This window comes from Cryobacterium sp. Y82 (genome assembly GCF_002929495.1).
GTDB classification, from domain to species: domain Bacteria; phylum Actinomycetota; class Actinomycetes; order Actinomycetales; family Microbacteriaceae; genus Cryobacterium; species Cryobacterium serini.
In genome coordinates, this window is record NZ_PJJJ01000036.1 from 174,565 (window position 1) to 187,593 (window position 13,029).

Here is a 13,029-nt window from a genome sequence, read left to right on the forward strand (position 1 = left end):
CGCCGAATGACGGACGCCCCCGCCACCGTCGAAGCACCGTGGCCGGTCGCCCTGCTCTCGGGCAAGATTCGCGGCTACATCGAACGTCTCGGCATGGTCTGGGTGGAAGGTGAGATCACCCAGTGGGGCGCCAGCGGCGGCAACGTCTACGGCAAGCTCAAGGACCTCTCCGAAGATGCCACGGTGAGTTTCACGATCTGGTCGTCGGTGCGCGCCAAGCTCACCGCCGACTTCAAAGCGGGTGACCGCGTCGTCGCGCTGGTCAAGCCCAACTTCTGGGTCAAGGGCGGCACGCTCACCATGCAGGCCTTCGAAATGCGCCACGTTGGACTCGGCGACCTGCTGGAACGGCTGGAACGGCTGCGCAAGCAACTCGCGAGCGAGGGCCTGTTCGACGCCTCCCGCAAGAAGCGCCTGCCGTTTCTGCCGCACTGCATCGGCCTCGTCACCGGAAAAGATTCCGACGCCGAGAAAGACGTCATTCGGAACGCCCAGCTGCGCTGGCCGGCCGTCAACTTTCGGGTCGCTCACGCCGCCGTGCAGGGTGATCGTGCTGTCGGCGAGGTTACCAATGCCATCGCGCGTCTCGACGCTGATCCCGAGGTCGACGTGATCATCGTCGCCCGCGGCGGCGGCGACTTTCAGAACCTGCTCACCTTTAGCGATGAAAGCCTGGTGCGCGCCGCAGCCGCCTGTCTGACGCCGCTGGTCAGCGCGATCGGGCATGAGGCCGACCGTCCGCTGCTCGACGAGGTGGCTGACCTGCGCGCGTCCACCCCGACCGATGCCGCCAAGCGCGTCGTTCCCGACGTCAGCGACGAACTAAACCGGGTGCAGCAGGCCCGGGCGCGTCTCAGCAGCCGGCTCACCGGCATCCTCTCGTCGGAAATCGATCGTATTTCGCAGTTGCGCAGCCGCCCGGTGCTCGTCGACCCACAATGGATCATCGATTCCCGCAGCGAAGACCTCACCCGCTACGTAGCGCGTGGCGCCGAACTGACCGGGCGCATTCTCGAGCGCGCCGGGGCCGCCGTAGTGGAACTGCGCTCCCAGCTGCGTGCCCTCTCGCCCCAGGGCACACTCGACCGCGGTTACGCGATCGCCCAGCTGCCCGACGGCCGAGTGCTGCGCCGCGCCGATGATTCCCCGGTCGGAACCGAGCTGTTGCTCACCCTGGCCAGCGGAACCGTCGCCGCCATCGCGGCTCCCGGCGCCGCGTCGAAATAATTAGAATGGATGCCATGACCTCGCCTGCCCCCGCCATCAGTGATCTCAGCTACGAACAGGCCCGCGACGAGCTCATTCGCGTGGTGAACGACCTCGAGCAGGGCTCGAGCACCCTGGAGCAGTCCTTGGCGCTCTGGGAACGCGGCGAAGCCCTCGCCCGCCGCTGCGAAGAATGGCTGATCGGCGCCAAAGCCAGGCTCGACGCGGCCCGCATCGCTGCCACAGCGCCCACCACCGAAGACGCCGCGCCCACCAGATGAGCCGCGCTCCCAAACCGCCGCGCGTCGTCGCCGAGCTCGGTCGGCCGGAAACTCCGCAGGAGACCGCCGACCGGCTGGCCGAGAATTCGCGCAAGTACCGCTCGCACAAGACCGTGAACAATCTCGTGCTCTCGCTGCTCGTGACGGTGGGCGCCGTGCTTGTACTCGTGCTGCTGGTGCCGCGCAACGATAACCCGATCACTCGCGACGTCGACTACGCAAGCATTGCCGCCCAGGTGCAGCCGGTCGTTGATCACCCCCTGGCCAGCCCCGACCTGCCGGACGGCTGGAACGCCAACGACGCTGAGTGGCAGGCCGGCACCAACGGTCAAGTCCCGTCCTGGTACATCGGATTGATCACACCCGACAACCAGTTCATCGGTTTCAACCAGGCCTTCGACGCGAACCCCACCTGGCTCGCCCAGAAGCTGCCCGACTCCCCCGTCGTCGACACCGCCAGCATCGCGGGCGTCACCTGGGACGTCTACCGCAACAGTGCCCCCGTCGCCGATCGGGGCAATTTCGAGTACGCGCTTGTGACCACCGCCGGCTCGAGCACCTATCTGCTGATCGGTACGGCGCCCACCGGCGACTTCGAAACGCTCGCCACCGCGTTGGCTGCCAATGTGGCAGAGAATGGAGCCCCATGAACCCCACACCGACTGCCACGCCGTCTCCGGCAGAAGCCTGGAACGAACTGCGCGAGGGCAACGTGCGCTTCGTCGCGGGCTCCCCGCGGCACCGCCAGGACGTCGACCGCCGGGCCGAACTGGTCGGCCAGCAAACCCCGCACGCGGCCCTGTTCGGCTGCAGCGACTCCCGACTCGCCGCAGAAATCATCTTCGACCAGGGCCTCGGCGACCTCTTCGTCGTGCGCAATGCCGGCCAGATCATCTCAGAGTCGGTACTCGGCTCCCTTGAATATGCCGTGGCCGTGCTGCACGTTCCGCTGATCCTCGTGCTCGGCCACGACGAGTGCGGTGCGGTGCGCGCCGCCATCGATTCTCAGGCAGCGGATGCCCCGGCCCTGCCAGCACACATCACGCACGTTATCGAAAAGATCGTTCCGGCGGTGCGTCGGGTGAGCGGGCAGCCGGCATCCGCTTTCGTCGACCCCACCCAGATCGATGCCGGCACCGTGGGCCGGGAACATCTCAAAGACACTGTCACCGAGCTGCTCGAGCAGTCCGAGGTGATCAGCGCGGCCATCGCAGAAGGTACATTGGCTATCGTCGGCGCGAACTACGTTCTTCGCGAGGGACACGCCGACCCCAACATCGTGGTGGGCGTCATTTAGACCAGACCATCCGCGCACCCGTTGCGCACAGCACGACTCTCATACAGCACCGAAAGGGAATGCACACAGTGGTGGACACCTCCGCACAAACCGGCTACCGGATCGAACACGACACGATGGGTGAGGTCCGTGTTCCAACGGATGCTCTCTACGGTGCCCAAACCCAGCGCGCCGTCGAGAACTTTCCAATCTCCGGCTCCACGCTTGAGTCGGCGCAGATCGCGGCTCTCGCCCGCATCAAGAAGTCGGCGGCTCTCGCCAACGCGCAGCTCGGCGTGCTCGATGCGGACATCGCCGACGCCATCGCCTCGGCCGCTGACGAAGTCATCACCGGGCAGTTCGACAGCGAGTTTCCGATCGATGTGTACCAGACCGGCAGCGGCACCTCTTCGAACATGAACATGAACGAGGTCCTGGCGACCCTCGCGACCCGCGCCCTCGGCCGCTCGGTGCACCCGAACGACCACGTCAACGCGAGCCAGTCCTCGAACGACGTGTTCCCGACTTCGGTGCACATCGCTGTCACCAGCGCCCTGATCGACGAGCTCATCCCCTCGCTCGACCACCTCGCCGTCTCGTTCGAGGCCAAGGCGGAACTCTGGAAAGAGGCCGTCAAGGCCGGCCGCACCCACCTGATGGATGCCACCCCCGTCACCCTCGGCCAGGAGTTCGGCGGCTACGCCCGCCAGATGCGCCTCGGCATCGAGCGCATCCGCACCGCCCTCCCCCGCGTTGCCGAAGTTCCCCTCGGTGGCACCGCGGTCGGCACCGGCATCAACACCCCCTACGGCTTTCCACAGCTCGTCATCGAATTGCTCGTGCAGGAAACCGAGCTGCCGATCACCGAAGCGCGCGACCACTTCGAAGCGCAGGCCAACCGCGACGGTCTGGTCGACGCTTCCGGGGCCCTGCGCACCATTGCCGTCTCGCTGACCAAGATCTGCAACGACCTGCGCTGGATGGGATCCGGCCCCAACACCGGGTTCGGCGAGATCAGCATCCCCGACCTGCAGCCCGGGTCGTCGATCATGCCCGGCAAGGTCAACCCGGTCATTCCGGAAGCCGTGCTCATGGTCTGCTCGCGCGTCATCGGCAACGATGCCACCATCGCCTGGTCGGGTGCCTCGGGCTCGTTCGAGCTCAACGTTAGTATCCCGGTCATGGGAACCGCCCTACTCGAGTCGATCCGGCTGCTGACCAACGCAACCCGCGTCCTCGCCGACAAGACCGTCGACGGTCTCGAAGCCAACCTCGAGCATGCTCGGGCCCTGGCCGAGAAGTCGCCGTCGATCGTCACCCCGCTTAACCGTGTCATCGGCTATGAAGCCGCTGCCAAGGTTGCCAAGAAGGCCGTCGCCGAGGGCCTCACCGTGCGTGAGTCCGTTATCGCCCTCGGCCACGTCGAACGTGGCGACCTCACGCTCGCCGAACTCGACACGGCCCTCGACGTGCTGAGTATGACGCGCCCCCCGCAGAAGAAGTAGCAGCTCCACCCACAGCGAGTGTTGCCGATGCGCCCGGGCGCTATCGGCAACACTCGCCGGCGTTAACCAGTCGACCTGAGTGCGGTGGCGGGTTGCCTCGGCGGGGATTGCTTGGCACCGAGCCCGACGATTCCCGAGGATGTATCTTCGAGCACGATCCAATACTCTGTGCCATCTGCTCATGGCTCTCTCGACCGAGTAAGCCCCACGTGGCTACGACGGCAACAGAATCGTTGGCCGCGCACTCATCCAAGCGATGTTGCGCGCTGCTCACTCAAAATGTATCCGTTCCGTGTCCGCGGGGTGCTCCACAACACCAGTGGATATTTCGAGTCCCTCAGCGCCTACCGCTTCCGGGGATGTCGCGCGGTAACGTTTGGGAGGCTGCGATGGTGCCCGAAGGAGTGAATCAGTGCGAGCGGTGATTTTGTGCGGAACAGGAGCCATCGGAGGAGCGACGGCGGATCCGCAGCGGGGACGGCACCCCTGGCTCACGGCTCTTCCAATCGTGCTCGACACAACTGCAGCTACTCAGCTGGGTTACGTGCCCGTGGCGACCGGAATCGACCTGCTCGCGGATGAAATCGATTGGGTGGCCGCGCAGCACGTTGCCCCGTCGTCAAGGTTTTTCTGACAAGTCCACGCTGCGGCCCACTCCAGGCCCGCTTGAACCAATGGGCCAGGCGAGCGGATGTCCTGTTGCCTCGAGGTCACCAGCGGCGACGACGCGACCACCGCTCCCCTGCCGAGCTACATAACCTCGTTGCCCTCCAGCATCTCCGTCACCAGCGCCGCGATCGCGCTGCGCTCCGACCGGGTCAGGGTCATGTGCGCGAACAGCGGATGCCCCTTCAGCGTTTCGATCACGCTGGCCACGCCGTCGAAGCGGCCGACCCGCAGATTGTCGCGCTGGGCGACGTCGTGGGTAAGCACCACGCGCGAGTTCTGACCGATGCGGCTCAGCACGGTCAGCAGTACGTTGCGCTCGAGTGACTGCGCCTCATCGACGATGACGAAGGCGTCGTGCAGGGACCGGCCACGAATGTGAGTGAGCGGGAGAACCTCGAGGATGCCGCGCTCCATCACCTCCTCGACCACATTCTCCGACACGATCGCGCCGAGGGTATCGAAGACCGCCTGCGCCCACGGCCCCATTTTCTCGCCCTGGTCGCCGGGCAGAAAGCCAAGGTCCTGGCCGCCGACCGCGTAGAGGGGACGGAAGACCATGATCTTGCGATACTGCTGCCGTTCCAGCACGGCCTCCAAACCGGCGCAGAGGGCGAGCGCCGACTTTCCGGTTCCGGCCCGACCACCGAGCGACAGGATACCGATCTCCGGATCGAGCAGCAGGTCAATTGCGAGGCGTTGCTCGGCCGACCGACCGTGCAGGCCGAAGACGTCGCGGTCGCCGCGCACGAGCTTGAGCGTGCCCCGGCTGGTCACCCGGCCGAGGGCCGACCCGCGGTCGGAGTGGATGACCAGGCCGGTGTTGATCGGCATATCCTGCACCGCGCGCGAGTCGAGCATCTCCTTGTCGTAGAGCACGCTCATCTGCTCGGCGCTGAGGGTGATCTCGTCCATGCCGGTCCAGCCGGAATCGACGGCGAGTTCGTGCCGGTATTCATCGGCAGCGAGGCCGAGAGACGCGGCTTTCACCCGTAGTGGCAGGTCCTTGGAAACCACGGTCACGGTCATTCCGTCGTTGGCCAGGTTGAGAGCTACAGCGAGAATGCGAGAATCGTTGTCGCCCAATTGCAAGCCAGACGGTAGCACCGACATATTGGAGTGGTTCAGTTCTACGCGCAGGCTGCCGCCCTCGCCGACGGGAATCGGAAAGTCGAGGCGTTCATGCTTGAGCCGCAGTTCATCAAGATTGCGCAACGCCTGCCGTGCAAAATACCCGATCTCCGGGTCATTGCGCTTGGACTCGAGTTCGCTGATCACCACTACGGGCAACACGACCGCGTGCTCGGCAAAGCGGAAAATCGCTTTCGGATCTGACAGAAGCACCGAGGTGTCCAACACGTAGGTGCGCTCGGTTTGCGAAGCGGATGACCCCACCCGGTCAGTCGCATGTAGGTCGGTTCGATTAGCGGTCACAGCCACTCCTACCCTGCGTCACACGGACGCGGATCACTTTGGCGAGCTGGCCATCAAGCAATTCTCGAGCCGTACTTATATGGCCGTCTCGATCAGGTGCCGTACCTGATGAAAGCGACGCTACGACTTACCGGGGCAAAAAGAAACCCGACACGCCCACGAAAATCTGGCGTTCACCTGACGTTGAGGCAAACGGTCGGTCTGTACCGCAGGAATGTTAGTACGTGGCGGTGAGGGCGTAAGCGGTGAGGGCCCCCCTCAGCATGGTGACCGTGTCAGGGGCGAGGGCCGCGTGAACGCTCAGCCGCACGGTGGTGCCGCGCGTGGTGGCGGTAATGCCGTGGTTGTGCAGGCTCGCCACGAGTGTGGTGAGCAGTTCCGCCGGCGGTTCGAGTACGACGATGCCCGCGCGCTCCCGGACATCGCGGGGCGAGACGAGGTCGATGACGAATTCGTCGACGAGTTCAATTATTTGAGAGACGTTGTCATCAATGGCTGCCTGGATGACGTCGACGCCGACATCAGCGACCTGTTCCAACGCCGCCGCAAACCGCGCCTGCGCGATGGCGTCACCGTTGGTTACCCGAAATGCCCTGGCGCTGTGGCTGGGCGGGGTGACCTCGTCCCACGGTTCGGCGGTGTCGGTTCCGACATAGCCGGAATAAACCGGCACGAGGCGGTCGAGGGCCCGCTCACTAAGGGCCAGAAAACCGGTGCCCCAACCGGCCCGCGTCCATTTCTGGCCACCGGAAGCGACGACATCCGCTGCCTCAAAGGCTGTGTCAACGACACCGAAGCCCTGGATCGCATCAACAATGAGCAGGCGATCGCCGATGACCTGGCGGATACCGTCAAGGTCAGCGCGATAGCCCGTGCGGGAATCGACGAGACACACCGCGACAGCCGCGACGGCCGGGGTGAGCTGGTCACGGATTTGGCCGGGTGTGACGCGACCTCGTTCGGTCTCCAACCACAGCGGGGTGACCACGTGCAGGGTTTCAGCAGCGCGCACCGCCGCAAACGGCACGCTGGGAAAGTCGCCAGCCGACAGCAGCACGGAACCGGTCAGACCGAACATGGTCTGCATCAGGCCCGAGCTGGTGTTGGGCTGAAGCACAATCTGGTCTGGGGTGAAACCGGTGAGAGCGGATACCGCGGTGCGGGCACGCAAATCCTGCTCAGCCAGGTGGTCGAGGCTGCCGAACCGGGCACGGGACAGGACCTCGTTCTGGCCGAGGGTCTCCGCCATGACGACCTCAGAGAGCGGGCCGACCCGACCGAAGTCGAGGTAACCGGGCTCGTTGCGAAAGCCATCGGTGAAGTTCTGGAGCGAAGTCATGCGGGTCCAATCGGTTGTCAAACAAATATTCCCCCTACTGATCTCACCCCATGACCTCGACTAGCCGCCGAACCGCCGCTGGCGTCGGGAAAAATCGCGGAGGGCGCGCAGAAAATCGATCTGACGCAGGTCGGGTCCGAGAGCTTCGACGAAGTAGAACTCACTGTGCGCGCTTTGCCACAGCATGAAGTCGCTTAGCCGCTGCTCGCCCGAGGTGCGGATAACGAGGTCGGGGTCGGGCTGACCACCGGTGTAGAGGTGCTGGCCGATCAGCTCTGGCGTGAGGGTCTCCGCGAGGTCCTCCAGCGTGCCGCCGTGCGCGTGGTGGGTGGCGACGATGCTGCGCATGGCGTCGGTGATCTCCGTGCGCCCGCCATAGCCGACCGCGAGATTCACGTGTAGCCCTTTGTAGTCGCTGGTGCGGGCATCCGCCGCATCGAGCGCTGCGACAAGCGGAAGAGGCAGGCCGGCCTTGGACCCCATTTGCTGCACCCGCCAATTGCGATAGTGCGAGAGCTCTTCGGCCAGGTCCGCGATGATCTCGATCAGATCGGCGAGTTCATCAGCGGGCCGCTGGGTGAGGTTATCGGAGGAGAGCAGGTACAGGGTGACGACCGAAATTTTGAGGTCGTCGCACCATTCCAAAAATTCGCGCATCTTTGCGGCCCCGGCTCGGTGCCCGTGCGCAGCCGTCTGAAACCCCAGTTGCCTGGCCCAGCGCCTGTTACCGTCGATGATCATGGCGACGTGATGGGGCAGGTGCTCCGGCGTGAGTCCGCGCCTCAGTCGGCGCTGATACAGCCTGTAGAGGAGGCCGCGCGCTGAGGGGACTTGGGGTTTCTGCACACAGTTACGCTAGTCCACTCCGTCGAGCGTTCGCGGCACGCCGGCCGCGCTCTGTCGTATCCTTACAGCATGGCCACCGAGCACGATATCCCCAATCTGCCACTGATCGAGGCGGCTGACGACCATCCGGAGGACGTCAAACCGACCTGGCGCGGCTGGATTCACGCCGGAACTTTTCCGGTGACAATCGTGGCCGGCATCGTGCTGCTCGTGCTCGCCGAGGGGTCAGCTGCCAAGATCAGCTCTGCGGTGTTCGTGCTCAGCTCGATGCTGCTGTTTGGCAATTCGGCGCTGTATCACCGCTTCAACTGGCAGCCGCGCACCCGCATCCTGCTCAAGCGCATCGATCACGCCAACATCTTCCTGCTGATCGCCGGGTCATACACGCCGATCACCGTGCTCGCGCTGCCGCCGGAAAAAGCGACGCTCCTGCTCTGGCTGGTCTGGGGCGGCGCCGGGCTTGGCATCATCTTTCGCGTGTTCTGGATCCACGCTCCGCGCTGGCTGTACGTGCCGCTTTACCTGGTGCTCGGCTACGGCGCGCTGTTGTTCATCGTGGACTTCTTTCAGGCCAACGCCCCCATGATGACGCTCATTCTGATCGGCGGACTCTGCTACACGGTCGGCGCGATCGTCTACGGGCTGAAGAAGCCCAACCCGGTGCCGGGCGTGTTCGGTTTCCACGAGATTTTCCACACCCTGACGGTCGTGGCGTTCCTGTGTCATTTTGCGGCGATACTGCTGATCGCCACGCATCCGCTCTACCCGTAGCGGGCGGCGCGCGACTACTCGGGCTTGTCGTCTTTCGGTGCGTTCGGGTCGGCGTCGCGCGCCGCCAGTTCGGCGTCGAGTCGTTCCTTGATCTCCGCACGGTAGGTGGTGCGACGGATGCGCCGAACCACGTCGAGGCACAGCAGCACGGTCGCCACCGCGACAAAGAAGATAGCCAAAAACCCGACGACACCCGGGGTGACCGTGTTCGGGTCGAAGTCGGGGTCCGGCGTCGGGGTGACGGCAAGCACGACGGAGATCAAGGGGGTCATCATGCATCCTCGATTCCGGCGAAGAGATCTGATTCGGGCATGGCGATGTCTACTTTCGATTCGACGAGTTGGAAGTCTTCGTACGGCCAGGCCTCGCGTACCAGATCATTGGGCCAGAAAAAGAAGCTGCTGTCTGGTGAGACCTGGCTTGCGTGCGAGCGCAGGGCCGCATCGCGTACGTCGAGAAAATCTCCGGCCGGAACGTGGGTGGTGGCGAGCTTGGGATAATTCTCCATGCGCTCCCGCGCCGCCAAGAGGGGTTCCAGAAGCGGAGAATCGGGCTCGGCCACGCTGAGTGCGAGGTACATCGCATCGATGCGCTCGAGGTTGAAGATGCGGTCGTAGTAGAGCTTGTCGATCTGCCAGGGCGCTCCCGAACTCGGGTACCGGTCGGGGTCGGCGGCCGCGCGAAATGCTTCGAGGGAGACTTCATGACAGCGGATGTGATCTGGGTGCGGGTAGCCGCCGTTTTCGTCATAGGTGATCAGCACCTGGGGGCGAAACTCACGCACGAGAGTGACGAGGGGCTCGGCCGAATACTCCAGCGGAATATCGGCGAAGGAGTTCGGCGGCACAGACTCATCCTCGTTCATGCCGGAATCTTCGAAGCCAAGCCAGCGGTGCTGCACGCCGAGCGCCTGCTGGGCGCCCTGCATCTCCAGGCGGCGCAGTCCGGATATGTCTCGTTCGGCCATCGCATGGCCGTCCATCGCGGGGTTCAGAATGCTGCCGCGTTCGCCACCGGTGCAACTCACAATGAGCACCTCAGCGCCGAGGCTGCGGTAGTAGGCGTACGTAGCCGCGCCCTTGCTCGACTCATCGTCGGGATGGGCATGCACAGCCATCAATCGCAGCGTCACCATACTCCTCAGGAATGCCGGATAACCTTAGGCCAGATAACCTAGAGACCAGCCTAATCGCTCCATGGAAAGTGTGAAATCACCAGTGCCCGTAAACAGCACGCCCACCGGAGTCCAGGCGAGCCGTGAGCCCGATCGTCTCGACGAATCGGAGGTCTCGGCGGCCCCAGCGCCGATCGAGAGCCCCGTGATCCAATCACGCTACGGTCGCACGCCCACGCGCAAGCGACGGGACCGCCGAACCCTCTGGGGACTGGGCGGCATTTTTGTGCTGGTGCTGGGGTCGTGGGTGCTGTGGACCGGTCTGGACGGGGCATCCACTCAAATCGAAGCGCGCGATATCGGCTACACCATTATCGACGAGCACAGTGTCAGCGTGACTTTCGAGGTGGCACTGCCGGTGAATCGTACAGCGAGTTGCGCGGTGCAGGCGCTCAACGAAAGCTATTCCGTAGTCGGCTGGAAGATCATCGATCTGCCGCCATCGACGCTGTACAACCGGTCCTTCACCGAGATTCTGCGCACCACCGACCTCAGTAACACGGGTTTGATTTACCAGTGCTGGCTGACCTAAACTGACGTATTCGCCTCGGCAATCGTCGGGGTTTCGGCTCTATTCGCGCAGCCTCACCGGCCTTTCTGCGCTCGAGCGTCAAAAAGGAGATCACTCGTGACTACAGACACAACGGTCACTTGGCTAACTCAGGAGGCCCACGACCGCCTCGCAGCGGAACTGGCGTCACTGAGTAACTTCGGTCGGGGCGATATTGCGAAGAAGATCGAGTCCGCCCGGGAAGAAGGCGACCTCAAGGAGAACGCCGGCTATCACGCGGCGAAAGAAGAGCAGGGCAAGATGGAGGCGCGCATCCGCACTCTCACCGTGCTGCTGCGCACGGCCGAGGTCGGCCATGCTCCCGAGAGCAACGGCGTCGTCGTTCCCGGCACCGTCATCACCGCCATCATTGCTGGCGACGAGAGCCGTTTTCTGATCGGGAGCCGCGAGATCGGCGCCAACAGCGACCTCGATGTGTTCAGCGAGCAGAGCCCGCTCGGCGCAGCCATCATCGGACTCAAGGTTGGCGCGAAGACGAGCTACACCACACCGAACGGCAAGGAAATTTCCGTCCACATCTCCAACGTGGAAACCTTCACCGGAGCCTGATCCGTACCCGGTCGTAGACCTGCACCCGTACCTGTTTACAGGCCTCCGGACCGCAACTCCTGCAATCTGCAGCCGCCGTAGAAAAGTTCCCTGGAATTCCGGGCATCCGTTTGCGAACTATCTCGAATTGCAGGAGTTATGCGCCAACCGGTGGCGCGCGCCGGTACGCGGGCGGTTAGTCGATCTGGGGGTCGTAGCCCGCTGCCCGCAGGGTGTCGACGACGTGCTGGCGGTGCTCGGGCCCCCGGGTCTCGACACTGACATCGAGTTCGACCTCGCTGATCCGCAGTCCAGCCCCGTGCCGCGTGTGCAGCACCTCGATAACATTTGCGGTGGCCTCGGCGAGCAATTCTGAGATGCGGGCCAGCTGGCCCGGGCGGTCCGGCAGCATGATGCGCAGCGTGAGGTAACGTCCCGACGCCGCGAGACCGTGGCTAATCACGCGCTGCATGAGCAGCGGGTCGATATTGCCCCCCGAGAGGATGGCCACTGTTGGCCCGGTCGAAGTGACCTTGCCGGCCAGGATGGCCGCGACCGCCACTGCTCCGGCGGGTTCAACGACGAGTTTGGCGCGTTCGAGCAGCACGAGCAGCGCCCGCGCGGTGTCGTCTTCGCTCACGGTGACGATCTCGTCGACGGCGTCGCGCACAATCTCGAAGTTGAGCAGTCCCGGCATGGCAACGGCGATGCCGTCAGCGATGGTCGGCAGGATGCTGATCATCGTGGCCTCTCCGGCCTCGAGGGAGGGCGGGTAGGCGGCGGCGTTCTCCGCCTGCACTCCGATCACCCGGATGCGGCGCCCGTCCCGCGCAGCACGCTGTTTGAGCGCGCTGGCCACACCGGAGATCAGTCCGCCGCCCCCGATGGGAACGATGACCGTTTCAAGATCCGGAACCTGATCGAGGATTTCCAGGCCCAGCGTGCCCTGACCGGTGACGACATCCGCGTGATCGAACGGCGGAATGAGGATGGCGCCGGTTTCGCGGGCGTATTCGGCCGCCGCGAGCAAAGGTTCGGTGACCGTTGTACCGCGCAGGATGACCTCGGCGCCGTAGTCGCGGGTGGCTGAGAGCTTGGGCAGTGCAACGCCGACCGGCATGAAGATGGTGGCCTTGATGCCCAACTCGCGGGCGGCGAAGGCCACTCCCTGGGCGTGATTGCCCGCCGAGGCCGCAACAACGCCGCGAGCCTTCTCCTCATCGGTCAGTTTTGAGAGTCGGTTGTAGGCGCCGCGAATTTTGTACGAACCGGTACGCTGCAGGTTCTCACACTTGAGATAGACCGGCGCTCCCAACACGTCCGCGAGGTATCGCGAGCTCTCCATGGGGGTCACATCGGCGACCCGGGCGACAACCGCGCGTGCGGCCTCGAATTCCGCGAGAGTGGGTGCGAGAAGGGTGGTCTCTGGCAT

General features: G+C 64.4%; 15 protein-coding genes. 9 read left to right on the top strand and 6 right to left on the bottom strand.

Translation table 11 applies throughout. The features are described from left to right. Positions 1-6: 6 nt before the first annotated feature. The 6 genes from xseA (at position 7) to CXY70_RS14395 (ending at position 4,902) form a co-directional block, all read left to right on the top strand. Positions 7-1,227, top strand: coding sequence for an exodeoxyribonuclease VII large subunit (gene xseA / locus CXY70_RS14370; RefSeq protein ID WP_104193022.1), 1,221 nt, complete (start codon positions 7-9; stop codon positions 1,225-1,227). A gap of 5 nt (positions 1,228-1,232) precedes the next feature. Next, positions 1,233-1,487 carry an exodeoxyribonuclease VII small subunit gene (locus tag CXY70_RS14375; protein WP_104193023.1) on the top strand — a complete coding sequence of 85 codons (255 nt, stop codon included), beginning with the start codon at positions 1,233-1,235 and terminating at the stop codon, positions 1,485-1,487. Further along, positions 1,484-2,137 carry a DUF4245 domain-containing protein gene (locus CXY70_RS14380; protein WP_104193024.1) on the top strand — a complete coding sequence of 218 codons (654 nt, stop codon included), beginning with the start codon at positions 1,484-1,486 and terminating at the stop codon, positions 2,135-2,137. The genes CXY70_RS14375 and CXY70_RS14380 overlap by 4 nt, the downstream gene beginning before the upstream one ends. Next, positions 2,134-2,784: a carbonic anhydrase gene (locus CXY70_RS14385; RefSeq protein WP_104193025.1), complete on the top strand. Its 651-nt coding sequence runs from the start codon at positions 2,134-2,136 to the stop codon at positions 2,782-2,784. Before CXY70_RS14380 ends, CXY70_RS14385 begins: the two co-directional genes overlap by 4 nt. Before the next feature lie 59 nt (positions 2,785-2,843). Next, positions 2,844-4,268: an aspartate ammonia-lyase gene (locus CXY70_RS14390; protein ID WP_104193026.1), complete on the top strand. Its 1,425-nt coding sequence runs from the start codon at positions 2,844-2,846 to the stop codon at positions 4,266-4,268. Positions 4,269-4,680: 412 nt separating this feature from the next. After that, positions 4,681-4,902 (top strand): hypothetical protein, encoded by a 222-nt coding sequence (locus CXY70_RS14395; RefSeq protein WP_146066147.1) that lies wholly within the window; start codon positions 4,681-4,683, stop codon positions 4,900-4,902. Positions 4,903-5,018: 116 nt separating this feature from the next. Here CXY70_RS14395 and CXY70_RS14400 read toward each other — a convergent pair whose 3' ends face one another. From CXY70_RS14400 to CXY70_RS14410, 3 genes are all read right to left on the bottom strand, one after another. Then, entirely contained in the window at positions 5,019-6,329 is a 1,311-nt protein-coding gene (locus CXY70_RS14400) for a PhoH family protein (protein ID WP_233205972.1), read from the bottom strand. A 256-nt stretch (positions 6,330-6,585) separates the two neighbouring features. Further along, positions 6,586-7,707 (bottom strand): aminotransferase class V-fold PLP-dependent enzyme, encoded by a 1,122-nt coding sequence (locus tag CXY70_RS14405; protein ID WP_104193028.1) that lies wholly within the window; start codon positions 7,705-7,707, stop codon positions 6,586-6,588. Positions 7,708-7,767: 60 nt separating this feature from the next. Then, positions 7,768-8,553 (bottom strand): isoprenyl transferase, encoded by a 786-nt coding sequence (locus CXY70_RS14410; protein WP_104193029.1) that lies wholly within the window; start codon positions 8,551-8,553, stop codon positions 7,768-7,770. 69 nt (positions 8,554-8,622) lie between these two features. Here CXY70_RS14410 and CXY70_RS14415 point away from each other — a divergent pair, with 69 nt between their 5' ends. After that, positions 8,623-9,324 (top strand): hemolysin III family protein, encoded by a 702-nt coding sequence (locus CXY70_RS14415; protein WP_104193030.1) that lies wholly within the window; start codon positions 8,623-8,625, stop codon positions 9,322-9,324. Between the two features lie 14 nt (positions 9,325-9,338). Here CXY70_RS14415 and CXY70_RS14420 read toward each other — a convergent pair whose 3' ends face one another. Together CXY70_RS14420 and mca are read right to left on the bottom strand one after the other, a co-directional pair. Then, entirely contained in the window at positions 9,339-9,596 is a 258-nt protein-coding gene (locus CXY70_RS14420) for a hypothetical protein (RefSeq protein WP_104193031.1), read from the bottom strand. Further along, positions 9,596-10,441: a mycothiol conjugate amidase Mca gene (mca, locus tag CXY70_RS14425; protein WP_104193197.1), complete on the bottom strand. Its 846-nt coding sequence runs from the start codon at positions 10,439-10,441 to the stop codon at positions 9,596-9,598. The genes CXY70_RS14420 and mca overlap by 1 nt, the downstream gene beginning before the upstream one ends. Before the next feature lie 88 nt (positions 10,442-10,529). On the opposite strand from mca, the gene CXY70_RS14430 reads away from it, so the two are divergent. Together CXY70_RS14430 and greA are read left to right on the top strand one after the other, a co-directional pair. After that, positions 10,530-11,030 (top strand): DUF4307 domain-containing protein, encoded by a 501-nt coding sequence (locus CXY70_RS14430; protein WP_158250990.1) that lies wholly within the window; start codon positions 10,530-10,532, stop codon positions 11,028-11,030. A gap of 96 nt (positions 11,031-11,126) precedes the next feature. Continuing rightward, positions 11,127-11,618 (top strand): transcription elongation factor GreA, encoded by a 492-nt coding sequence (gene greA / locus CXY70_RS14435; protein WP_104193033.1) that lies wholly within the window; start codon positions 11,127-11,129, stop codon positions 11,616-11,618. Between the two features lie 175 nt (positions 11,619-11,793). Here the strand turns inward: greA and ilvA are convergent, their stop codons facing one another. Further along, a complete protein-coding gene (gene ilvA, locus CXY70_RS14440) occupies positions 11,794-13,029 on the bottom strand; it encodes a threonine ammonia-lyase (RefSeq protein ID WP_104193034.1) in 1,236 nt (411 codons plus the stop codon).